The organism is Paenibacillus turpanensis (assembly GCF_011421635.1).
Classification (GTDB): domain Bacteria; phylum Bacillota; class Bacilli; order Paenibacillales; family YIM-B00363; genus Paenibacillus_AK; species Paenibacillus_AK turpanensis.
The window spans coordinates 1-24,237 of the sequence record NZ_WTLI01000034.1 but is presented as its reverse complement, the minus strand read 5'-3'; the positions used below and the strand labels follow the sequence as shown (position 1 = coordinate 24,237).

General features: G+C 52.4%; 18 protein-coding genes. 6 read left to right on the top strand and 12 right to left on the bottom strand.

Annotated features, from left to right (window positions below; genetic code table 11):
* Positions 1–124: 124 nt before the first annotated feature.
* From GQS10_RS21975 to GQS10_RS21965, 3 genes are all read left to right on the top strand, one after another.
* Positions 125–877, top strand: a complete 753-nt coding sequence (locus tag GQS10_RS21975; RefSeq protein ID WP_166246298.1) for an NAD-dependent epimerase/dehydratase family protein — start codon at positions 125–127, stop codon at positions 875–877.
* A gap of 237 nt (positions 878–1,114) precedes the next feature.
* A complete protein-coding gene (locus tag GQS10_RS21970; protein ID WP_166246296.1) occupies positions 1,115–3,097 on the top strand; it encodes a methyl-accepting chemotaxis protein in 1,983 nt (660 codons plus the stop codon).
* Positions 3,098–3,441: 344 nt separating this feature from the next.
* On the top strand, positions 3,442–4,029 hold the full coding sequence (locus GQS10_RS21965) for a spore coat protein (protein ID WP_166246302.1): 588 nt from the start codon (positions 3,442–3,444) through the stop codon (positions 4,027–4,029).
* An 83-nt stretch (positions 4,030–4,112) separates the two neighbouring features.
* Here the strand turns inward: GQS10_RS21965 and GQS10_RS21960 are convergent, their stop codons facing one another.
* From GQS10_RS21960 to GQS10_RS21930, 7 genes are all read right to left on the bottom strand, one after another.
* Positions 4,113–5,807, bottom strand: a complete 1,695-nt coding sequence (locus tag GQS10_RS21960) for a DUF4179 domain-containing protein (RefSeq protein WP_166246294.1) — start codon at positions 5,805–5,807, stop codon at positions 4,113–4,115.
* On the bottom strand, positions 5,710–6,312 hold the full coding sequence (locus GQS10_RS21955) for an RNA polymerase sigma factor (RefSeq protein WP_166246292.1): 603 nt from the start codon (positions 6,310–6,312) through the stop codon (positions 5,710–5,712). Before GQS10_RS21955 ends, GQS10_RS21960 begins: the two co-directional genes overlap by 98 nt.
* 106 nt (positions 6,313–6,418) lie before the next feature.
* The gene (locus GQS10_RS21950; RefSeq protein WP_341805117.1) at positions 6,419–7,528 is read right to left on the bottom strand and encodes an ABC transporter substrate-binding protein; all 1,110 of its coding nucleotides are present in this window, start codon (positions 7,526–7,528) and stop codon (positions 6,419–6,421) included.
* A gap of 156 nt (positions 7,529–7,684) precedes the next feature.
* Complete coding sequence (gene yjfF / locus GQS10_RS21945; protein ID WP_166246290.1) at positions 7,685–8,647, bottom strand: galactofuranose ABC transporter, permease protein YjfF; 963 nt, start codon at positions 8,645–8,647, stop codon at positions 7,685–7,687.
* Positions 8,640–9,668 carry an ABC transporter permease gene (locus GQS10_RS21940; RefSeq protein ID WP_166246288.1) on the bottom strand — a complete coding sequence of 343 codons (1,029 nt, stop codon included), beginning with the start codon at positions 9,666–9,668 and terminating at the stop codon, positions 8,640–8,642. Before GQS10_RS21940 ends, yjfF begins: the two co-directional genes overlap by 8 nt.
* A 4-nt stretch (positions 9,669–9,672) precedes the next feature.
* Complete coding sequence (locus GQS10_RS21935; protein ID WP_166246286.1) at positions 9,673–11,187, bottom strand: sugar ABC transporter ATP-binding protein; 1,515 nt, start codon at positions 11,185–11,187, stop codon at positions 9,673–9,675.
* An 87-nt stretch (positions 11,188–11,274) separates the two neighbouring features.
* Positions 11,275–12,309 carry an ABC transporter substrate-binding protein gene (locus tag GQS10_RS21930; RefSeq protein ID WP_166246284.1) on the bottom strand — a complete coding sequence of 345 codons (1,035 nt, stop codon included), beginning with the start codon at positions 12,307–12,309 and terminating at the stop codon, positions 11,275–11,277.
* 264 nt (positions 12,310–12,573) lie between these two features.
* Here GQS10_RS21930 and GQS10_RS21925 point away from each other — a divergent pair, with 264 nt between their 5' ends.
* Genes GQS10_RS21925 through GQS10_RS21915 form a run of 3 tightly spaced genes read left to right on the top strand, consistent with a single transcriptional unit; the run spans position 12,574 to position 16,977 of the window.
* Entirely contained in the window at positions 12,574–14,385 is a 1,812-nt protein-coding gene (locus GQS10_RS21925; protein WP_166246282.1) for a cache domain-containing sensor histidine kinase, read from the top strand.
* Entirely contained in the window at positions 14,382–16,004 is a 1,623-nt protein-coding gene (locus GQS10_RS21920; protein ID WP_166246280.1) for a response regulator, read from the top strand. The genes GQS10_RS21925 and GQS10_RS21920 overlap by 4 nt, the downstream gene beginning before the upstream one ends.
* Positions 15,985–16,977, top strand: a complete 993-nt coding sequence (locus GQS10_RS21915) for a sugar ABC transporter substrate-binding protein (protein ID WP_166246278.1) — start codon at positions 15,985–15,987, stop codon at positions 16,975–16,977. The genes GQS10_RS21920 and GQS10_RS21915 overlap by 20 nt, the downstream gene beginning before the upstream one ends.
* A 17-nt stretch (positions 16,978–16,994) precedes the next feature.
* On the opposite strand, the gene GQS10_RS21910 is transcribed toward GQS10_RS21915, so the two are convergent.
* The 5 genes from GQS10_RS21910 to GQS10_RS21890 form a co-directional block, all read right to left on the bottom strand.
* Positions 16,995–17,360: a hypothetical protein gene (locus GQS10_RS21910; RefSeq protein WP_166246275.1), complete on the bottom strand. Its 366-nt coding sequence runs from the start codon at positions 17,358–17,360 to the stop codon at positions 16,995–16,997.
* A gap of 169 nt (positions 17,361–17,529) precedes the next feature.
* Complete coding sequence (locus GQS10_RS23750) at positions 17,530–20,655, bottom strand: family 43 glycosylhydrolase (RefSeq protein ID WP_166246273.1); 3,126 nt, start codon at positions 20,653–20,655, stop codon at positions 17,530–17,532.
* A 12-nt stretch (positions 20,656–20,667) separates the two neighbouring features.
* Complete coding sequence (locus GQS10_RS21900; protein WP_166246271.1) at positions 20,668–23,385, bottom strand: family 43 glycosylhydrolase; 2,718 nt, start codon at positions 23,383–23,385, stop codon at positions 20,668–20,670.
* Positions 23,386–23,739: 354 nt separating this feature from the next.
* Positions 23,740–23,850, bottom strand: coding sequence for a sporulation protein YjcZ (locus GQS10_RS21895; protein ID WP_166246269.1), 111 nt, complete (start codon positions 23,848–23,850; stop codon positions 23,740–23,742).
* Between the two features lie 189 nt (positions 23,851–24,039).
* Entirely contained in the window at positions 24,040–24,156 is a 117-nt protein-coding gene (locus GQS10_RS21890; RefSeq protein ID WP_166246267.1) for a sporulation protein YjcZ, read from the bottom strand.
* Positions 24,157–24,237: the final 81 nt, after the last annotated feature.

The following is a 24,237-nucleotide window of genomic DNA, read 5'->3' as shown; positions in this document are numbered from 1 at the left end:
TTGGCCCATCGCCTTAACTTAATGACATTGTCCACCCGGGCTGTGCTTTTGTTTGCTTTGTATATGATCGATGCTCTCGGCACATAATATTCTGCATCATTTTCCACGTTTGGAGGAAAACAACATGAAGCACATTGTACTGATCGGAGGCTCAGGCACAATCGGCACCATTTTATATCATGGCCTGAAAAACTCCTACCGGATTACGGTGTTAGATTTACAAGAGCCAAAATCAGAAGCTCCTTTTATCAAGACAGACGCCTCCAATCTGCAGCAGCTGTCCGAGCGGTTACCTGCGGATACGGATGTAATCGTGAACTTATTAAAAATCGAAACGAGCGACCGTATCGAACAATTAGACGAAATGATCGATGTTTATTTCAAAGCATCCTGCTATATTCTGCATACGGCTGCTGAACGGGGCATTCCTAAAGTAGTATTCGCCAGCAGCAACCATGTCACCGACATTTATGAGGAAAATGGCCGATCCAAGCTCGGACGTCCGATTCGGGTCACGGATTATCCTTATTCAAAAGGAATGTACGGCACATTAAAGCTGGCTTCGGAAAATGTGGGGCGGATCATTTCCCAGCAGCACGGCGTCTCAGTCATGAATCTGCGTATCGGCAGTGTGCCGCCAGATCAAGAAAAAGCGCTGCGTGAGGATGAACGATTAATGCATACGTTGTTAACCCGCGAGGATGTTGTTCATCTATTTCAAGCTGCGATCGAAAGCAACCTGCGGTTTGGCACCTTCTATGGTGTTTCAAGCAATCCGGACAAGCCATGGGACACAACAAATGCCGAGGAACAGCTGGGCTTTCGTTCGGTCGTGAATACCTCCGATCTCACTCATGCAACCGCCGACCGTTTGTAGTTTCCATGCTTTACAGCTGCTAAGGTCAAGGTCAAGACGGGAAACCGAACTTGGCCTTTTTTCACGGAAGTAAAACTAAATGATAACATAACATTGTCGAAATAAGTCGTGACAAAGATCACTTCATAAGAGATAATAGGACTAAATTAATCCGCAGCACCCTTCCCTTCCACCTAATTATGTAAGCACTTACAACTAAAACATACACTTATGCTTTTACTTTAGGGGGTCTTCAACATGAATAACATGAATACGCTTACAGGTAAGTTCTTGTTGATCACGGGAATTGTTTTACTTCTCCTGTTTTCAGCCCTGTTCGCCTACCGGTATCAAGCCATCAGCGGACCGATTGAGGAACAATTCCGAAGCGAAGGCACCAGTCTCGCAAAAGCGATATCTAGAACGATTCAAAGCGTAACCGAACAGGACATGAAGAATGGGGTTAGCCTATCCGATCAACAGATTACGGGCTCGGATCTGCAAACGATACTGTTCGACGACAAGCTTACCGTGATCCCCGAAAGCGAGCAAATTGCCCAAGCTAGGATTAAGGACGATCCCGCTTATGCACAAGCAAAGCAAGTTCTGCATGACGGAACAGAAATTCCGATGTGGCAGTATGAACTTAAATATACGAGCGCTTTTGATGCCTATACCGATTACAGATGGCAGGGCATTATTGACAGCTTTGTCCAGAACGAAACTGTCGTATTCGCTATTCCAACCTTCTATTCCAGCAACCCGAAGGCAGCCGGCTACATTCCGACACACAATACCGTTTTTAGTCCGACCGGCGAGGCATCCAAGGATAAATGGAAGACGGAGGGGCTGCTCAGTCAAAAATACCGCGCAAACCGGGTATTTAATGACAAAACCGGTTATCTTGCGGCCAGCTATAAAGAGACGAAGGAAGCTCTCGTCCAAATGTATCCGCGAATTATCGAGGGCAAAACCGTCATGATGTGGGATATCTCGTATCCGCTTATTTTTAACGGGAAGCATTGGGGAGCCATCCGAGTTGCCATGTCGAAGGAAAATGCGGACAACCTAATCGCCCATGAGCGCAAGCAGCTCCTGTATCAATTCTCACTAATGTTCCTAGCGGTCATGGCGCTGCTGCTGATTCTTACCCGTGTACTTGTGCAGAGAAGACTTGCCAAGCTCACCGCTTCTACACAGACCATTTTTGCGTCAGGAACGGTTGATCTTACTCAGCAGTTTGACGATACCGGCAAGGACGAGATCGCGACTCTTTCCCATGAGCTGAACCGGCTCCTTGCCGTCATGCGGGACATGGTTCGTTCTATAAATGGAATGTCGATGGAGGTATCCCAATCCTCGGGAACACTTTCCAAGGCCGCTCAACAGACAGGCACAGCAGCCGGGGCCTTCCATATGACGATCCAAACCATGAACGAAGGAGCAAAGCGGCAGGCTCAGGGGGCCAGAGAAGGGGCAACGGCCATGGAAGAAATGGCTGTAGGCATTCAGCGTGTCGCCGAATCCTCTTCCTCAATCGCTGAAGCGACCCAAGGCTTAGTACTGCAGGTGCTCAAAAGCAGCGGTAATCTCGGAAGCATAACCGGACAAATGAACGTGGTGCGCGATACGACCTTCTCGACCACCGAATCCGTCCAAAAACTGGACGATATGGCCAAGGAAATCGGCGCCTTCGCTACATTCATTACGAACATTTCGAATCAAACGAACATTTTGTCGCTGAACGCATCGATTGAGGCGGCCCGTTCCGGCGAGCATGGAAAAGGCTTCTCCGTGATCGCCAACGAAATTCGTCAGCTTGCCGTTCAGTCTAAAGAATTTTCTAGTAAAATTACGGAAATGATTGCTGAAATTCAAAATTACACAGGCCGAACCGTCAACGATATGCAAAAAAACGCCGAAGAAATTGCGGCCAGCGTCGACCAAGTTCATCATATAGCCCAGTCATTAAAAGTGATGGAGGGTGCCGCAGCCGAAGTAGACGGCAACATCCAGGAGGTATCGGCTGTTTCCCAGCAAATGTCGGCGGGTGCAGAGGAAATTACCGCGTCTATCAGCGACATGTCAGCGATCGCGGCGGAAAGCTCGGAGCATATCGACAGTGCCGTCCTCCAGTACGAGGAGCAGCTTCGTATTATCGAGCATATTTCGAAAACGTCGGAGACCTTGAACGGACTAGCCATTGAGCTCCAGCAAAAAATTCAAATGTTCAAGTGGTAAAAAGGAACCCCCGCTCCGGATTCATCGGTGCGGGGGTTTTGATATCCCTCTTACTGGGGCATAAATTGATAGTCTTCTTTTGCCCTGACCTTGCCTATCGCCAATTCATACTCGATAACCGCTTATTCATCCTCTCTTTCCTCTCTACATCGTTACAACGTGGAATAAAAATTTCCCTGACCTATGTGTTCCAGAGCTAGTATTAATAAACAAGCTAGCTCTAACCATTTTTTGCTGAATCTCAAATCATTGGATGGAATTTATGGATTTGAATAATATTCAATCAAAGGGAAAAAATGTTATTGTAACAAAATAAAAATTACACGGAGGTTATTCACTTGAACATGCAACTGGGCGCGCATGAAGTACTTGAATTACATGAAGTTCTAAGCGATGCCATTCATGGCATTAACACGTTGAAATTGTACCGTCCCCACGCTCATGATCGAGAACTACAAGCTATGACAGACCGCCATCTCAACTCGTTAATGATTGAATATAACCAGATGGTAGGTTTGGCGAATCATCACGGAGCTATTCAAGCAATTCCTTCACGTCGTGGCGCATTAATGATGAATCAATCCGATGCAGGTTTCCAGCCAAAGTATGGACTTCGCAATCCTCAGCCTGTCTCGCCTGCCGAAACGGTTAATGATATAACAGATGAAGATGTAGCTACATGCCTCGTCAATTGCCATAAACAAACGGCTGCGTTAAAAATGAAAGCGACCATGGAAATGGCTCATCCGCAATTACGTCACATGATGCAAACCGCTGCCAATGCCTCTGCGGATATGGCATACGAAGCGTTCCAATACGCCAACCAACGTGGAATGTATCAGGTTCCGACACTCAAAGATACTACCATGAACACGTTTATGAGTGCATATCGGCCAATGAACGTGGCCCAAACGAATCTTCCTGTCATGTAATAAGATACACCGGGTAGGCTCCTCCTACAGGAACCCCCGCTCCCGGATTCACCGGTGCGGGGGTTTTTGATGTGTTGTCCGGCTCATGGAGCTTTTTCCAGTTCCAACTCGACCGATTTCGCGGGCTCGAGCAGCTTGTAAGCATAAGGCTGAAGCACGAGATTCGTTTCGTCCCCATTGGCCGCTCCGACAAATCGTTCAACCATTCCCCCATCCTCCAAGCTTTCACTTTCGTATTCGTCACGCTTCGGAAAAATGAGTTCGGTGTCCCGGACAAATAATGTTTGCGTAATGCCGACGAATGCAGGGTCCTCACTCCAGGTCTGAATATACAAATCGGAACCTTCCTTCCAATACTTCACCCGTAGAGGGTACCCGGCAACCTGCCATACGGTTTCCTTCTTTTCTTCTCCCACTCTGCTGATGCGAAGCTGATCTCTGGAACCTGCGCGATACGTATTGACGGGTTCCTCCCACTTCAATCGAAGCTGATTGCCCGTAAGGTCCGTGAACAGCCCCGCAAATTCACGCGGCAGCTCAAACCGGTAACCTGTTGGAATATGATTGGAATACTCGGGATAACCCTTCAGCCGAACCCCTCCGAGTTCAAGCCATACCTTGGTGTAATGGGTTGAAGCCTCATGAGTCGGCAGCTTCTCAGCGGTTGCGGTCAAACGCATGGAGAGCGGCGACACAATTAACTCCTCAAGATGCAGCGCATAGCGATCTTGAGCTACCGTTCCCGATATAGATTGTGTCCAGCCATGGTCTACCGATTCAGGAAATGGCAGTGTGCCTATATCAAAAGCAACGGACGTACCGGCAGGAACCTCCTGAACAACCTCCATATAACGAACAGCCAGCTTTGCAGCCTGAAGCGATTGCTCCCTTGGGACGAGAAATCGTCCCCTATACCGATTTCCGCCATCCTCTTGAAGCGTACCCGTTGACGGAAACAGCATTCCTCCCAACGACAAGGCGTTGTCTTCTCCTGTCAGCAGTTCAATCTTCGGCGCCAGCTGTGATTGATTTTCCTCTAATTCCTTACGAGCAAGACGATAATGTACGGTGATGATTTCCCCTTCACGTTCCAAATAAAAGTTTTCCATTGTGGGGATGGAAGGTCCCACATCCTGCAAATGAAGGGTCTCGCCGCTTTCCAGCATATGTAACACATCAACGGGCAGTATAATTTGCTCTTCTTTCAGCAGGGTGAGCTTGCCTAAAGAAAAAGTCAATTCCCCTGAGATGGAGTGGTGCTCCCCTTCCGTCACTAACCCTTGTTTCGTCGCAAAGGTGACGGACCCGACCAGCTTTTTAATTCCTTGATGCCACTTCGCTCCGCCTACGCCCAGCAAATCCCCGGCAGCATCCATGACCCTTACATCATCGACCATTGCCTGATCGTATGAGCCCGAATATAGTGGCGTCAGCGTATAATTTATCGTGGTTTGACCGGCGTCCGTTACCATATTCATAAGGGTCACCTCTACCGTCTCATTACCCGCTACCTTCATTACCTGCTGCCCCAGCCCAGCTTTAAAGGCATTGGTGACGATACTGGAGTTTATCCCTAGGAACCAATTCCAATTGAGCGTCTCTGCTGCGATCACCGGTACCGCCCCGATAGCGATACAGCTCGCGGCGAGCACGGCAGGAACCCATTTCTTCGGCCTGCTTTCACGCCCTCGGTTCATCCGTTCCCACATTGCCTCGAAATCCGGCTCCTTGATGGAGGCCTGCTCCGTCAATCGCTTGACATGCTGATCTGCGTCCACGTTCTCCCGCTCCTTCCCTGTCCTGCTGTAAAATCGTTTTCAAACGAGCCAGTCCGGCGTGAAGCCGCGATTTTACCGTACCCGTCGGAATCCGCAGCACGCCGGCAATTTCTTCATTGGTTAAGTCCTGCACATATTTCAGCGTCAGCGTCACTCGCAGCTTCTCAGGCAGCTGCTGCAGCAGCCCTCGCAGCTCCTCTGCGCTTTCCTGCTGCTCACCCGGTACAGGCGAAGATACGTAGGCTTGCTGCTCCAGGCTTGCTGTAAAAAATAAGCGTTCCTTCATCATCCGAAGCGTCCTTCGTTTTCCGAGATCGCGGCAGGTGTTTAACGCGATGCGCAGAAGCCATGCTTTTACATTGGCGATTCCCCGCCATTCCTGCCGGAATGCCTTCATAAACGTGTCCTGACAGGCGTCCTCCGCATCCTCCGTATTTCGCAAATAGTAATAACAAAAGCGGTAAATATCTGATTTATAGCTGTCAAACAACTCCCTTTCCGTCAAAGGCTCACCTCCATCTCCTTGCGCATTTATATATAAGAACGACCCGCACATCGCTAAAGTTCATTTTTCATGAAAAAAGAGCCTCCAGCAATGCTGAAGACCCAAATTAATATTTCCGGTTCGCTACCTCCCGCTCCGCAGTAACCTCCGTATACACACTCTCCGGAGTAACAATACGCTTTGGCAGCGTCCGGCCAGCCATTAACTCTTTAACCGCCTGCATCAAGATGGGGCCAAGCAGTGGATTGCACTCCACAACACTGTTAATTTTCCCCTCGACCATTTTTTCGAACGCTTTACGTGTTCCGTCCACCGACACAATGTATATGTCTTTCCCGGGTCGCAGTCCGAAATTTTCAATCGCTTCAATCGCTCCTAACGCCATATCGTCATTATGAGCAAACAGTACCCGGATCTCACGGCCCTTTTGCTCCAAAAACGACTTCATCGCAGCTTTTCCTTCCTCATAAGTAAAGTTCGCCTGCTCGCTTAGAACAATGTGCAAATCCTCCCGTGCCTTCACTTCCTCGCGGAATCCTAACCCCCGGCCAATCGAGGGTGTGGAGCCCTCGGTTCCCCGCAGCTCTGCAACCGCAACCGGACCCGGCACATTACGAAGCTTATCCAGCACATACTTGCCCGCCTTCCGCCCCTCCTCCTCAAAGTCAGAGCCGATAAAGGTCACGTATAACGACGGATCGCCGATTTCGACCATCCGATCCATGATCAGCACGGGAATGCCCGCCTGCTGAATTTCCAGCAAAATCGGCTCCCACCCGGATTGAACAACAGGGGCGATGGCGATGACGTCTACTTTATGGCGAATAAACGACCGAATCGCTTCGAACTGCTTTTCCTGCGACTGTTCGGCATTTTCGAAAAGGAGCTCAATATCCGCTTCGGCCGCCGCTTCCTGAATCGAAAGCGAATTCGCCCTGCGCCAGTCGCTTTCTGAGCCAAGCTGGGAAAAGCCTAGCACAATGCGGCGAGACTCGGGACTCTCCCCCTCATCGGCAGTGAAACGGCCGTCAACAGCCGGAGCCGCTTTCTCCATTTGGGGAGTCCCTACTTGTCCCCCTGTCTGCACACCGGTTCCCGCTTCTCCCTGCTCGCAGCCGGTTACCAAGAATAGCATGAGCAGCAGGCCAAAAAACGGCAGGCCTAGTTTATAGAGGATGGACCGTATTGGAATTACATACACAACACTTCTTTCCACAGCTGCACCTCATCATTTGGTAATGATAGCACTTTCATTACATTATACATGAACCGCTGCCTTTCCGGGATAGCCCACATAAAAAAGGAAGGAGCCTGTTCAGTGGGCGGCACGAAGCTTGCTCCACTTGAACACCCCTTCCCTCTCTGCGGCAGCTTAATGCTTCTGCGCCAAGCTGCGTTCGCTTAACACCCGCTGCAGCAAAATAAACACAAACAGCAGCAGGCCGATTACAATTTTCGTCCACCAGGAGCTTAGCGTTCCTTCGAAGCTGATAATCGTCTGAATGACCCCTTGGATCATGACGCCGAAGAACGTACCCGCGATATAACCGACTCCGCCCGTCAGCAGCGTACCGCCGATGACGACAGCCGCAATCGCGTCCAACTCCATGCCGAGCGCATGCAGACCGTACCCGGACAGCATGTAGAAGGTGAATACGACCCCGGCGAGCGCCGAGCATAAGCCGCTGAAGGCGTACACCGACATTTTGGTCATTGCGATCGGCAGCCCCATCAGGACCGCCGACTGCTCGCTGCCCCCGACGGCGTAAATATTGCGCCCGAACCGGGTGTAATGGGCGAGGTAAATGCCGAAAGCGATGACGAGCAGCGCAATGATGACGCTGACGGAAATGAAATTGCCGCCAGGCAGCATAATTTTCGTTTGTGCAACGCTCGTGTAGAACGGATTATCGATCGTAATCGTATTGATGCTGATGATGTAGCATAGACCCCGGGCAAGAAACATGCCCGCTAACGTCACAATGAACGGCTGAATCTTAAAGTAATGGATGATGGCCCCCATGCCCCAGCCGAACAATGCGCCAATCGCCAGCACCAGCGGGATCACAACCGCCGGTGACCAGCCGGCTTGCAGAAGACTCGCCGAGATCATCGTCGTCATGGCGATCACGGACCCAACCGATAGATCGATCCCGCCGCTCAATATTACGAAGGTCATCCCCACCGTTGCGATGAGCAGGAAGGAGTTATCAATCATCAGGTTCAGCAGCACCTGAAGCGAAAAGAAGCCAGTATAGCGGAACGAGCCCGCCGCAAACATCAGAGCGAACAGTCCGACGGTGACTAGGATCGGAAAGTATTGTCTCTTAAGCATGGCGCGTCACCTCGCGTTCAGCAGGATAATTCCGCGTTTTCCAGCGGCGTACCAGCGCCTTGCGAAACGCTTCGGATTGAATTAAGCAGACGACGAGCACGACGAATGCCTTCACGACAAGCGTTATTTCCGACGGTACCCCGATCATGTAGATCGTCGTCGTGAGCGTTTGAATAATAAGAGCTCCGACCAGCGTGCCGCTCAAGTAAAATCGTCCGCCATTCAGCGAGGTGCCCCCGATGACAACGGCCAAAATCGCGTCCAGCTCGTACCATAAGCCGGCGTTATTGCCGTCCGCGCTCGATACGTTCGAGCTGAGGATTAGTCCCGCGATGCCAGCACACAGTCCGCAGAACACGTACACGGCGATCAGCACTGTGCGCGAACGTATGCCTGCCAAGCGGCTTGCCGTCGGATTGCAGCCGACCGATTCGATAAACAGGCCCAGCGCCGTCTTGCGCGTGAGCAGTGAAGCGGCCAAAAACACAGCCGCGACGATAAAGATCGAGAACGGCAGCGTCGCCAAAAATCCGGCGCCGATATAATTGTACTTCTCGCTGGAAACGGTGATGATCTGCCCGCCTGTAATGAGCTGGGCGATGCCTCTGCCCGCAACCATGAGGATCAGCGTCGCGATAATCGGCTGAATGCCGGCGCCGGATACGAGCAGCCCGTTCCAGAAGCCCAGCACAAGTGCAAGCGCGAGTGAGATCGCCACACCGAGCAATACAACGCCGAGCGCATTTTCATCGCCGCTTTTGCTCAGCGTCATGCACGCTACCGCTCCGGCAATCGCCACCACCGAGCCGACCGACAGGTCGATTCCCTTGGTCGCAATGACCAGCGTCATCCCGATCGAAACTAAAATTAACGGCGAACCAAAATTTAAAATATCAATTAAGCTGCCGTACAAATGCCCATCCTGCAGCCGGATCGAAAGAAAGCCCGGCGAGTAAATCAAATTAAACAGCAGCAGCGCGGCCAACACCATTAACGGCCAAAACAAATGATGCTTTACCATGTTCTCATCCCCCCGCAATCGCCTGCATCACATTTTGCTGGCTCATTTCCTCACCGGACATTTCCTTCACCTTGTGGCGGTCGCGCAGCACCGCAATCCGGTTGCTGACCCGCAGCACTTCCTCCAGCTCCGAGGAGATGAACAGCACGGACATCCCTTTCTGAGCCAAGGTCAGAACGAGCTTCTGGATTTCCGCCTTCGCCCCGATGTCGATACCGCGAGTTGGCTCATCGAGGATCAGCAGGCGCGGCTCGGTTAGCAGCCAGCGCGCCAACAGCACCTTCTGCTGATTTCCGCCGCTTAAATTGCGGATCAGCTGGTCCGGGTTCGGCGGATTAATGTTCAAAGCCTTAATATATTCCTCGGCGATTTCATCCTGACGCTTGCGGGAAATCGTCTTAAACCAGCCCTGCGTAGCCTGCAGCGCCAAAATCATATTTTCGCGGATCGACAGATCGTCAATAATGCCTTCGGTTTTGCGGTTTTCCGAGCAGAAGGCAATACCGTTGTCGATCGCCTGACGCGGGGATTGCACGACCCCGTTGATGCCGGCGAAGCTGAGCTTGCCTTGATCGGCTCGGTCGGCGCCGAAGACGAGCCGCGCCATTTCGGTCCGTCCGGAACCCAGCAGCCCGGCCAGCCCGACAATCTCCCCCTCGCGGATATCGAGATCAAACGGCTCAATCGCACCCCTGCGTCCAAGACCAGCGGCATTCAGCACCTTTTCACCGCCTGCCTTCAAAGCATCCGCATCTGTTCCCTTCGGCATTTCCTCCAGCAAATGCAGCTCCTTGCCGATCATTTTCGAAACCAAATCTATCCGGGAAAGCTCTGAAGCCAAATACTCCCCGACAAATTCCCCGCTGCGGAGAATGGTTATTCGATCTGAAATTTCATACACCTGGTCCAAAAAGTGCGTCACGAATAAGATGGCCAAGCCCTCATTCTTCAGCTTGTTCATAATCGTGAAGAGCTGGCGTACCTCGCCCTGGTCCAAGCTGGACGTCGGCTCATCCAAAATCAGCACCTTGGCCGAGATGTTCAATGCGCGGGCAATCGCAATCAGCTGCTGTACCGCTACCGAATAGTACTGCAGCGGCTGGGTCACGTCGATGTCCAAATTCAAACGCTCCCGCAGCAAATGCTCCGCCCCGCGGTTCATTTCCTTCCACAAAATTCGTCCGAAACGCCGCGGCTCACGGCCAATATAAATATTTTCCGCCACCGTCAAATTCGGACAAAGATTGACCTCCTGATACACCGTGCTGATTCCGGCCTGCTGCGCTTCCAGAGGACTGTGCACGGTAATCTTCCGCTGATCCAGCTCAACCGTGCCTTGATCGATGGAATAAACTCCGGTCAGCACTTTAATTAACGTGGACTTGCCTGCGCCGTTTTCTCCCATAAGCGCATGGACTTCGCCGGGAAACAGCCGGAAGTTGACGCCCGACAATGCTTTTACCCCGGGGAATTCTTTATAAATACCCGACATTTGTAGTATGGGCTGTTTTTCTCTCATTCGTTCTCCTCTCCTTCTAAAGGAAAGCGCCGCTCCGGCAAGGAACCCTGCTGAAGCGGCTTCTCCCGACTTCTTTACGCGTTTGCTTTAGTACTGACGGCTCGGCAGCGCCTTCTTCGCTTCTTCAGAAGTAAATGTGCCTTCCTTCGTTACGATGCGCTTGTCGACTTGCTTGCCTTCCACAACGTTCTTCACAGCTTCCATCAGCTGCGGTCCAAGCAGCGGGTTGCACTCGACGATGAAGTTGATTTTGCCTTCCGCTGCCGCGGTCATCCCGTCCTTCACACCATCAACAGAAATAATGATAATGTCTTGACCCGGCTTCAGGCCTGCCGCTTCAATCGCTTGGATCGCGCCGAGCGCCATGTCGTCGTTGTGCGCGTACAATACGTCAATATCCTTGTGCGCTTTCAGGAACGCCTGCATAACTTCCTTGCCCTTGGCACGTGTAAAGTCGCCGGTTTGCGATGCGATTACCTTCAAGTTCGGCTGCGCTTTAATCATTTCGTCAAAGCCTGCCTTGCGGTCATTGGCCGGAGCAGAGCCTGTTGTGCCTTGAAGCTCGACAATGTTAACATCGCCCTTTTCATCCTTAAACTTCTCAACCAGCCATTTACCTGCGCGGCGTCCTTCTTCCACGAAGTCGGAACCAATGAACGTCACGTACAAGGACGTATCTTTGGAATCAACAGCGCGGTCCGTTAAAATAACCGGGATTTTCGCGTCCTTCGCTTCCTTTAATACCGTGTCCCAGCCCGATTCAACAACCGGGGAAAATGCGATCACGTCGACCTTTTGCTGAATAAAGGAGCGGATCGCTTTAATTTGGTTTTCCTGCTTTTGCTGCGCGTCCGAGAATTTCAGCTCGAAGCCGGCTTCCTTCGCAGAATCCTGAATCGACTTCGTGTTCGCAGTACGCCATCCGCTTTCTGCACCAACCTGCGAAAAGCCTAGTGTAATTTTTTTGTCCTTGGACGCCGGAGCTGGAGCGGCCGCTGCCGGCTTCTCCCCCGCTCCTTGCTCCGGTGCCGGAGTGTTCGTTGTGTTACCGCCGCAGGCCGCCGAAAATAACATCATCAGTGAAGCGGCTACTGCAAACCCCATTTTTTTAGTTGCTTTCATGCCCTCATTCCTCCCATTACGTTCACCAATTCTGTTGGCGTACCCCGATTATAAAACGCTTACAATTGGCGGGGATACGGAGTTTCATGATCGTTCGTTGCAATATTTTAAGCATTTCACAGCATCCAAGCTCTGCTTTTGTTGTTTTTTTATCCGATTATTGCAGTTTTTTGATAAAGATTGCGTTTTCATAGATGAATTTTCTTGGATTTGCTATAGTAAAAGCTAGGTATGCCCTATTTTATTGGAAAGGTCGGCCACACCATGAAGCTGATCGGATGGGTTTCGTCCAGTCTTCGCGCCAAGCTGATGACGATGTTCGTCATTCTTACCTGCGTGCCTTTAATCGCTGTCGGCCTCATCTCCTACCAGAAGTCGTACAACACCGTATTCGACAACAGCAAATCCTCCACGATGCTGACGGCGGAGCAGCTGGCCCACGACATTGACAATTTGTTCACCGATACAAGTAAATTGCTGGAGCTTGGAAAAAACCCGCATGTACTGCATTTTTTATTTTCGCAAAATGACGCTTATGACGATGCCAAGGAGATTTTGCGGACGATTTCCTCCTATCGTCAAACGTACAAATACGAAAGCGTTCTCAATATAACGATGATTAACTTATATGGGAGAGGCATCAGCGAGCGCAAAGGGGTGTTTCAGCTCGCGCGCAATCCGCTGCGCAACCCGCATTTCGAGGAGCTTGTCAAGCATCCCGATGCGGTGCTGAACATCTCGCCCGCCGAAGCCTCGCCGCTGGATCGGCTCGACGGCTTCGACTACGGCGAGCAAGGCATTATTTCAATAATGGCTGCGGTCAAGCAGCGGAGCACGCACGAAGTGATTGGCTTTATCGTCATTGATGTAGATAACAGCGTTGTCAAACGCTTTTGCGATACGGTCAAGATTGGGGAGACCGGCTTCTTTCATGTCGTCGATCCGTTCGGAACGGCGATTTTCACTCCCTCCTTCCTGTCTGCGAAGCAGCCGTTCTTTGACCCGGATCGGATGGATGACTTGCTGGAACAGCCCGGGTATCATTTTATCGATCGGACAGAGGGGAAGCCGAAATTTGTGTTCGCCGCTTCATCCAAGACGACCGGCTGGAGCATCATCGGCCAGGTGCCGCTGCAGGAAATCGTGCAGGAGGCGAACGCCATCCGCCAGCTCATTATTATCAGCGTCACGCTGAGCATCGTCTTTGCCGTCTCGCTCCACTTTTATATTTCGAAACGTCTCACAAGACCGGTTCAATCGCTCAAAAACAAAATGCAGCTCGCTGCTTCCGGTTATTTAGAAAGTAAGGTGATTCCGGCCGGCCAGGATGAAATCGCTGACCTTGGCAGGAGCTTTAACCTTATGATTGATAAAATCAAAACCTTGCTCGAGCAAAGCATCAAGGAGCAGGAGGAGAAGAAGAAATCCGAGCTGCGCGCGCTGCAGGCGCAAATTAACCCGCACTTCCTATATAACACGCTCGATTCGATCGTGTGGATGGCTGAGGCCGGCAAAAACGACCGGGTCATTGAGCTGGTCAAATCGCTTTCCCGGCTGTTCCGCATCAGCTTAAGCAAGGGGCGCGATTGGATCACGCTGGAAAAAGAGCTTGAGCATGTCCACAGCTACCTTGTTATTCAACAGCTTCGTTACCGCGATATTCTCGATTACGAAATTAACGTTGACGCTTCGCTGTACGGCTGCCCGATGCTGAAAATGACGCTGCAGCCGATTGTCGAAAACGCGATTTACCACGGCATTAAAAATAAGCGCGGCAAAGGACTTATCCGAATCGGCGGCAAGCCTGAATCAAGCCAAACGTTCGTGCTGACCGTGGAGGATAACGGGATCGGCATCCCGCAAGAGGTGCTTGAGCGGCTCCGCGCCGACTTGGAGAAGGGAGAGCTTCCGGAGGAAACCGGGAAGGAGGTCTCCGGCGGCTTTGGCCTGCATAATGTGCAGCAGCGCATCCGGCTTTTCTATGGTGAGTGGTACGGCGTCCATATCGAAAGCACGCTGCAGCAGGGAACGACGGTTACGATCCGCATCCCGACGAGAGGAGGAAAGCTCTGGTGAAAAAAGTATTTTTAGTCGATGATGAAATACTGGTGCGGGAAACGATTCGCGACTGCATTCAATGGGAAAAGGAGGGCTTCCTGCTTTGCGGAGACGCTTCGGACGGAGAAATGGCGCTCCCGCTCATTGAAGAGCAAAAGCCCGACATCATTATCACGGATATCAAAATGCCGTTTATGGACGGACTGGAGCTTTGTGCGATCCTGCAAAAGCGGATGCCTCAGGCAAAGGTCATCATTTTAAGCGGCCACGGGGAGTTTGAATATGCCAAAGCAGCTTTACAGCTCGGTGTGGTTGACTACTGCCTTAAACCGGTAAGCGCGTCTGACATCGTTCGCTTGCTGCACAACGTCTCCGCAAAAATCGATAAGGAGCGCGAGGAGCAGGAGCGTATGGAAAAGCTGGCGCTGATGGAAACGGAGCAAAGAGCGCTTTCGAAGGAGAAGCTGCTTAACGATTTATGCAGCGGCTTTATTACCGCAGCGGAGGCGATCCGGCTCAGCTCCCAGCTTTCCCTCCCGGTCACCGCAAAATATTATGTGGTCGCTGCTGCTGATATGCGTTGTGAAGCGGCGGACGGCTCGGCTTCTCCCCTGCCGCCAGCGCTCCTCCAAGAAGAAGACGACACAGGCGATTTCTTTGTCTTTCGGCGCAGCCGGACGGAAACCGTATGGATTTTCAAAGGGGACTCCCTTGAAAATCTGCAGAAGGTGCTCCAGATGTTCCAGGCGTTACAATCGACGCCCGTCCCATCGCAAGTAACGGTCGGCGTCGGAACCATCCAGGATCGCCTGCAGGGCATCCATATCTCTTTCCTGGAAGCGCAGGAAGATATGCATTGGCGCAAGCTGACGAAGCTAAATCGCTCCGCCTTATGGGAGTCGACCAGCGGTGCGCTCGATCCATCACTTTTTCTCGATCGCGCCAGGTTTATCGAGTTTCTCAAAATCGGCTCTCCCGCCGATGCGGATTCCTTTATCCGAAAGTTTGCGGATGGCTTGAGGAGCGTCGATTGGGAAGCTTCGCCAATCGGCTATTATATTTTAAACGACCTCACTCTGGAGTTGTTCCGTTCGGCGAAAGACACGTACCGAAGCCTCGATTCCTTGGACGAAACGCTTGCTTCGCTGCAGCAGCTCATTGTCAAGGTTCGTTCGTGGAACGAAGCCTGCGCCTACCTCAATCGGCTTGCCGCACAATATTGGCAGTGGCGCAGCGGTGCGCTGGATAAGTACGGCGATATCCTGATCCGTGTGAAGGAATATATTCAGCTGCATTACGACAAGGAGCATTTGTCGCTGCAGGATGCCGCCGAGCATGTTAGTCTGAGCCCCGGACATCTCAGCAAAGTATTCAGCCAGGAAACGGGGCAAACCTTTATCGAATATGTAACCCAGACGCGCATCCGTAAAGCGATGGAGCTGCTTCACACGACGCATGCGAAGTCGTATGAGATCGCCTATCAGGTCGGGTATAACGACGCTCATTATTTTTCGAATTTATTTAAGCGGGTGACCGGAATGACAACCAAGGAGTTTCGCAAAAAAGGGCAGACCGCATCTTCTTTTCAGGAGCCGGCTGCTCCGGAGGGGAAGCCGCTTGAAGCCGGAAATGAATAGATCGCAGAGCAAATTAACCGGGCTCTTCACCGCTGCATTGGCCTTGCTGATGCTCTCGGGCTGCTGGTCTGCTGCCGGCGAATCCGCACCGTTGCCGAATAAAGAGCCGCTGGAGGAGCAATCGCCAGCATACACCTTTGGCATCATCTACCCGATGGCCCATCCTTTTTACGAGATGATAACCAGCCTTGCCGAGCAAGCCGCCGGGCCGTTATCAGTGAGGCTGCTTGTCAAAGCCCCTGATGAAATCAGCTTGGAGCAGCAAATCCGTATGATGGAAACGATGATTAAGCAAAAGGTTGACGGAATCGCGATCGCCCCCATCGACCCGGTCGCCCTTAGGCCCGTGATTGACCGCGCAGCAAAGGCCGGGATTCCGGTCGTCTGCTTCGAGGCCGATTCACCCGGAAGCCTGCGCAAAGCGTTTATCGGTACAGACGATGAAGCCGCCGGTGCCCGGATGGGAGAGGTCGTCGATCGGCTGCTTAAGGGGCGAGGCATGATTTTGGTGCAGGCAGGATTAGAGGAATCGCCTGCGCATCGCAGCAGGCTTGAGGGGATGCTCGAATATTTAGTGGAAAATACGGACATTCAGGTGCTTGATGTCCGGCGAAATAACGGCAGCGGCGAACATGCCCTTGCCGATCTAGAGCAGATGATTGATGAACATCCGCATTTTGACGCGCTGGTCACGCTGGATGTGGTCTCCAGCTCGGCAGCGATTCTTGTCTGGAAGGCGATGGGGCTGAACCGCGATGCCGCCGCTTTCGGCATGATGCCCGACAGTAAGGAAGCGATTCGCAATGGGCAGTTTACCGCCGTGCTGTCACGTAATGAACAAAACTGGGGGCGCTGGATTATCGAAAGCCTGCTCCTTCTAGCCGAAGGCAAACCGGCTCCTGCGTTTACCGAAACGTACACGCATGTCGTTACGAAGGATAATGTCGATTTGTTTTCCCGTATCGGGGAGTGAAGCTTTTCTCAGATCGTTTATAGCGCGCCCCGTACCCTTCTGCGGATTTCTGCTGCCATGCTTGTCGGATCGTCTAGTTGAACAATGACATAACGGTATTTCTCATGCCCATTCAGCTCCAATTGGAGCAAGGGCATTTTTTTATGAAACGATAGGAAATACCATTCATTTGCATACTTGAAGCTTCCTTCATAAATGTTAAGGAAGGATATGGAGGTTCCGGGCATTCGCAGCATCCATTTCGGAACTTCAAACTCTTCTACAAACACACTTTGGATCTTCATGTATGGAATCGTTACTTTCCTCGTCAGCGCGAAAAAAGCAGTCATTCCCGTCAACTGTAGTGTTAGATCCGTTTCACCCAAAATGATATGTCGTCCCATCGTTCATGCAGCCCCTTCCATTGGATTTACATCAAATACGATTATTGGCCTGTAAATGGTGCAAACCTTACGATCTATTCTAGTGGAAACCGCTGGAAAATAAAAACTCCGCTCCCGCCGTATGGAGTTACGGACAGGACACGGAGTTTTATTTTTGTGAATTCGTGACTTATTCCAGTACGAATGGCTTGGAAGCAGGCTTCAGCGCAGAGGATTGCACATCGCTTCCCTCCCAGACGAAAACCTTCGCCCGGTAACCCTCCACATCGCCAGGAAGCTGCATCGCTACATCCAGCTCGATTGCTGCCCCCTGCTCTGCGTTCTTCGAGGCGCTTTGCAGCTGAACCAGCGTATTGCTCTTATCGTAGAGCGCCAGCACTGCAGTGACAGGCCCCTCCGGTCCTTTACGGTTCGTAACGCCCACCTTCGCCTCAAGCTTTTCATTCGCTTTAAGCTCCGTCAGGTTAAAGCTCGTCTCCACGGCATACTTCGTATCGCCCAGCACCGTAATTACTGCCTTCACCGGAACCGCCGGTCCCGCCGTCAGCCCGTTCGGCTCCGGACGGCCGAAATTCGGCGTGCCATCCTTATTCCACGTGATGCGCTGTACGCGGGTATGGCGGTTCGGATCGTACAGCGGATCGCCGACGATATTTTTGTAGGAGCGCGCGTGGTACACAAGAATATCCGTTATGCCGTCTTCCGCCACGGTGAACGAGTTATGTCCCGGCCCGTACTGGCTGGCCTCGACGTCGCTGGCCATAAGCGGCAGCGGCGATTTCACCCAAGACTTCGGATCCAGCAAATCGCTTGTATCCGAAGCGGTCAACAGGCCCATGGCATAGTTGGAATCCGTCGCGCTGGCCGAGAAGGAAATAAAGATTTTCCCGTTTCGCTTCAGCACGCTCGCCCCCTCGTTTACCCAGAAGCCGATCCGCTCCCAGGAGTAGTCCGGCGTGGCAAGCAGCACCTGATCCCCCTTGATCGTCCATGCGTTTTCCATTTCCGCCAAATACAAATTGGAAATGCCGTTCAGCTTTTGCGCCCACACGAGGTAACGGGTTCCGTTATGCTCGAAGGTCGTCGCGTCCAGCGAAAAGTCGGTGAAGGACACCTTGTTGGATTCCGGCTTTTGCATGATGCCTTTCTCCACCCATGTTCCGGTCAGCGGATTTGCGTCGGCGCATTCCAGTACATAAGGACGAATCGCCCAAATGTCCTCCTCTTTCCCTGCCGCAAAGTAGATGTACCATTTTCCATCTATAAAATGGATTTCCGGCGCCCAAATATGCTTCGACATTTCCCCCGAGGCGTGCTTGTTCCAGATCACGATCTCTTCTGCCTGCGCGAGGCCTTGGATCGTCTTTGCTCTACGTAAAATGATTCGGTCGTACTCCGGTACCGAGGCGGTGAAATAATAATAGCCGTCCGTATGCTTGTAAATATGCGGGTCCGCCCGCTGTTCAATCAGCGGATTTTCGTACTGGTATGCCGCGGCTTGACCCGTAATTTCAACAGTGCCCGCTTGGGAATACGCTTCTTTCGCAAGGCTGCCCCATGTTACCGGCAGCTCGGCGGTTTCACCGTTCGCGTAATGGGCTGTCACCGTGGAAGGCAGCTGCGGCGCCTCTCCTGCGCTCGTCGTCACCTTCACCTCATCGACGCTGACCAGCTCGCTCACCGTTACCTTGGCGACGGCCTGTATCGACGTATCCCGCAGCGTCCCGCGTGCTTCCACTACACCCGTTTGCGATAGCTGCTCCTCCGGAATAGCAGCCCATGTTACGTCTGCCATCTCCGTACGCCCGTCATAATGGCGCACACTCACCTGCTTCGGCAATTTCGGCGGGAAATTGATCATGGTAAGCGCCTGTACCTCGTCGATCGATACAATGCTGTCGGCCAGTACGGTTACCGGGAACGTTTTGCTTTCCGAATGTCCATTGCGGGACAGCGTCGCCGTCAGCTGCACGGCAGCGTCAGGCTGCTCCTTCGAAGGACGCGTCACCTTCCCGGCGTCGGAAAGGAATTCCGGACGATCGGAATGCCACGAGATGGCGACCCCGTTAGCGCCGGCCACAGGCAGCTCCAGATCGGCAACCACGCGGGACGTGTCGCCAAGCTCCAGCGCTGCCTTCGCTGCGGCCACCACCTCTTCGTCCGACACGGATTCGTTCAAGACGGACTGCACTTCTGCAGACGTCAGCCCCCTATCGTACAAGCGGAAATCGCGGATTTTACCGTCGAGATACGGGTCCGCCGTCCAGTTCGATTTGCCGATGTAGTTATACTGGGTTGCTCCATAATCAGACGGCTTCTTGCTCGACGTTCCCGTCGCTGCTTTCAGGCCATTTTTGTAGATGGTGAACTCGTTACCTGATTTCGTAATGGCCACATGCGTCCATTCGCCGAACCCCGGAACGTTCGGGCTGGGGTCGGCGATTCTTCCGGTCATATCGAAGTAAAGGTTTTGGGTCATAAACATTTTACCTGCGCTTACCCCAGTGCCGAAATCAAAGATACGCGCCCAGTCTCCGGTTTTGGAATCCAAATAGACCCACGTCGTTAGCGTAAAATCGTCCAATTCGCTCATAACTCCCGTCGGCAGCTGGATGTACTGGTCCTTCGTATGGTCGAGATCGACAGCCTTCTTGGAGCTGACCTCGATTACCGAAGCGCCGTTCATTGCTGCTGCCGCGCTGCCCCGGCCCGACACCTCGGGCACCCTTGTGCCGTCAAGTGAGTCGAGCGGATACCAAGTGACCAAGCGTTCCTTAAGCTCCGAGGTCACATAAACGGATGCCGATGCCTTCGAATCGGTTCCGTAAACACTGCCCTGCACGGTAAAGCTTGCCCCTGGCACGGCGTATTGTTCCGGAGCAACAGGCTCCCAGCTTACTGGAATCGACTCGGAGGAGCCGCCGTCGTATACGGCCGTCACAACGGACGGCAGCTCCGGCGCGGTCCCTGCCGCCGTCGATACGTAAACCGGCTGCAGCCGGGCAGCCTCCCGCTCCGCTTTCACGGCGCTGCCTTCGCCGCTGGCGGAAAGGATATTTCCTGCGGGAAGCTGGCCCGCTTCCGCAGTCTCTGGTGAACTGCTCGAAACGATGCCGCCCCCTACCGAAGCCGACGAAGACGGGCCTGCGGCTCCGCTTTCAGAGCCGACAGCCGCCATGCTGTTCAAGGCTTCCCCTTCTCCTTCCGCCGGATTGGCTGCATAGGTCCCTGCCGCCAAGCTCGATACCAGCGTAATCGATACGGCTAACGATGCTAGCTTTCGTACATTTCGCATACCATTCCCCCCTTAATTTCCGGCCTGCAGCTTGAGCCAAATACGGTGCAGCAGGACGGCCGTTTCCGCTCTCGTCGCCGAAGACCTCGGCTGAATTTCTTCGCCGCTGCCTTGGACCAAGCCATGCTCCACGAATGCAGAAACGCTATCAGCCGCATAGTCCGCGACCTGATTCGCATCGGTAAAGGACTGGAGCGCTTGCGAGGAGCCCACATCAAGCTGCATTTTATCCGTGACCGTCAGTGCCCGGGCAAGCAGCACCATCAAATCCTGTCTCGTAATTTTGCCGGAAGGATCAAACCTGCCTTCTCCAATTCCATTTGTAATGCCAAGCGCCTTCAAGGTTCCAACAGCTTCATAGTAATAAGCATCCTTCGGAACGTCAGTGAAGCTTCCCGGGGAGTCTGACTTCAAGCCGAGTAAGCGAACGAGCAGCACGACGAAATCCGCTCTTGTAATCTCTCCTGCCGGGTTAAAGGTTCCATCCGGCGATCCCTTGATGAAGCCTTCTGCAGCAAGTGCTTGAATGGCTTCCGAAGCCCACGCAAAGTCCTTTCCAATATCGCTGAATGCTTCGGGCTTGGGAGAGTCATGCTGAGCCGGGGACGGCTGCGGTGCAGATGGAGCAGCTGGAGTCTGTGATGGAGCCGGGGACGGAGCTGCTGTTCCAGAGCCGCCTCCGCCCGGGCCGCTCGTCCCGCCGGAGCTTCCTCCACCATTTCCGCCATCATCGTTGTCATCGTCATCGTCATTGTCCGCCGGACGGTAAATAAAGCTTGTTTGCACGGGCTCCTCTACATCCGCCGCTCCCAACTGCACCATATAGGAACCCGGCTGCGAATGCTGTAAGCGAAAACGCAAAGAAAACTCACCTTCAGCTCCGGCCGTCACCTGATCCACATAATCGACTTCACCGTTCGGCGCCGTTACACGAACGGCGACCTCCTGCTGCCCGTCGGAGTGAAGGGTTCCCGCAAGGGTGACCTCCCGTGTACCGTTATGAATCCCGGCAGACACACCCTGAATCGCTCCAGGGTCCGTGCTTGCATTTACTACGGTAACCACTGCGGCATCGGTAAACTGCCCTTCTGCCGTCCAGCCGATAATTTCGGCCGTTCCCTCCGCCTTTCCTGTAACCGTTACCGAAACGGTACCGGATGCAGCATCGTAAACAGGCGTGGACAAAGCGGCTACCTGCGGATTGCTGACCGTAAATGTCACATCACGGTTGACGGCGCTCAAAGGAATAACGGAAGCAGTCAGCGTCGTATCGGCACCCGTTTGCAGCGACACGCTGTCCAGATCCAAGGCAACCCCCTCTGCGTCGGCCTGTAACGGGCGGAAGGTGGCATTTTGCTTGTCCGCATCGGTTCCCGCCGCTCCTAGGCTCAGCGCAAAGTCCTTTGAGATAAGATAAGCATCCGGATTGCTGTACGCTCGATACGATGCCCAGCTCGAATCGGCAAGTCCTGCGACGGAGCGGAACGTAGCATAATTTTTAAATGCCTCCGTTCCGTCATGCTTCGCAAGCACCACATCACTGCCCCGGCTCAGCAAATAATATCCCGGTCGATCCATCGCCTGAAACGAAACGATTCCCTCGCCCGATTCTGCAAGTCCGGGAACAAGCTGCCAGCGCGAATCGCTGCGAAATCCTTCGGCCGGATCAACCCGTACATCGCCGTTATAGTGACGGATGTAGCGGTCTTGGCTGCCATAGGCTTGCAGCCTGTGGCTTACTCCATCGATCCCGGTCGATGTCGGCGCTAACTTACGAATCGTGCCGTCCGGATTATAGAACAGCTGCTCCATGGAGACCGAACGGCGATACTGTCCTCCGGTGGGCAGCGCACTGGTATGATAAATAAAATAAGAACGTCCTTTAAAATCAATGATCGATTGGTGGCTTGTGTTGCTTGCCGCTGTATCATTTGCGTCAGCAGCTAACGGATCGAGCAGCACTCCCTTATACTCCCAAGGCCCTTCCGGGCTGTCGCTCATCGCGTAGGCGAGTTGCTCCGGGTACCCTTGTGCAAAAGATAAATAATAATGGCCGTTATGCTTATGTACCCATGGCGCTTCCGTAAACGTCGTCGGCATATTGTTGATCGTAATCGTATGAATGTCTCCGTCCAGCTCCGTCATATTGTCCTTCAGCTTGGCGTAGCGGCAAATCGTATTGCCCCAATACAAGTACGCCTGCCCGTCATCGTCGATGAAAACGGATGGATCGATGTCATCCCACGGGACGGAGCCCATGGATTCCGGCGCCCTCGTCATTTCGCTGCTGATCAGCGGTTTGCCAAGGGCATCCGTAAACCCTTGCGTCGGATGGTCGGATACGGCGACACCGATGGCATACCCGGAGCCGTCCTTATTCAAAGCCGTTACATACCAATAAAACTTTCCATCCCGTTCCGCCACCTGGCTGGCCCAAGCCGAATTCGGCTGCGCCCACGAAAAGGTTTCTGTAACACTCAAGCTGCCTTCCTTCGTCCACTGAACCATATCTTCCGAGGAAAAAATAAGCCAATCCTTCATGACAAAAAAATTGCCGTTTGGCGATGCCTCGTCATGTCCCGTATAAAGGTACACCCTGTCCCGGTGCACCAGCGCCGCCGGGTCCGCCGTAAACACGTCGCGGATGACCGGATTGTCGGCATGTGCGACGGATGAAAAGGATGCCGCGAGCATGGCCGTTAACACACTTTTGACTACCAGCTTTCTCATGGTCCGCCTCCTTACTGAATTTGTGCCGTGCCGCTTATCGGACTTGCATCTGAAATCCTTGATCCCCCCTTCAGTCTCTCGTACAGCGGGCGGTTCTAAGATGAATGCAAATCGAGAGTCATTTCATTATAAAGCGCTTTCTTTTTACCATACATGTAATTTATTCACCGTTTCTTGTAAGATTTTAGTGCCGTTTCATTAGATAAAAGAAACTCATTGCATTTTTTTACGATTTTTGTTTACTTTTTTCATCTCATGGTGCGACCCAGTCCTGAGCTGTATGATTTATCGAGCAATGCTTTTGCGAACAAAAATGCCGCGGCTTTCGCCACGGCATTTCGTTTACGCCTGATTTTAGTAGCCAAACAATACAGTGCGGCTGATGATGACTAAGAGAATGAACAATACGAGAATTGTACCTGTGTTCGTAAAACCTGCACCTACACCATAACCTGCTGCTGCCATGTTTGCATACCTCCTACTGTTTTTTTAACTGTCGATAGAGACAAATCCTTATATTAAAGGCCGAACGCTACCGTACGGCTGATGATGACCAAAAGAATAAACAGAACCAGAATCNACCATAACCTGCTGCTGCCATGTTTGCATACCTCCTACTGTTTTTTTAACTGTCGATAGAGACAAATCCTTATATTAAAGGCCGAACGCTACCGTACGGCTGATGATGACCAAAAGAATAAACAGAACCAGAATCGCACCTGTGCTTGTGAAGCCTACGCCTGCACCTACACCATAACCTGCTGCTGCCATGAATACATACCTCCCTATATTTTTAAATCAATATTTTCGTTTCACTACTCTCGTTACACAAACAGACGAGAAATGATTACG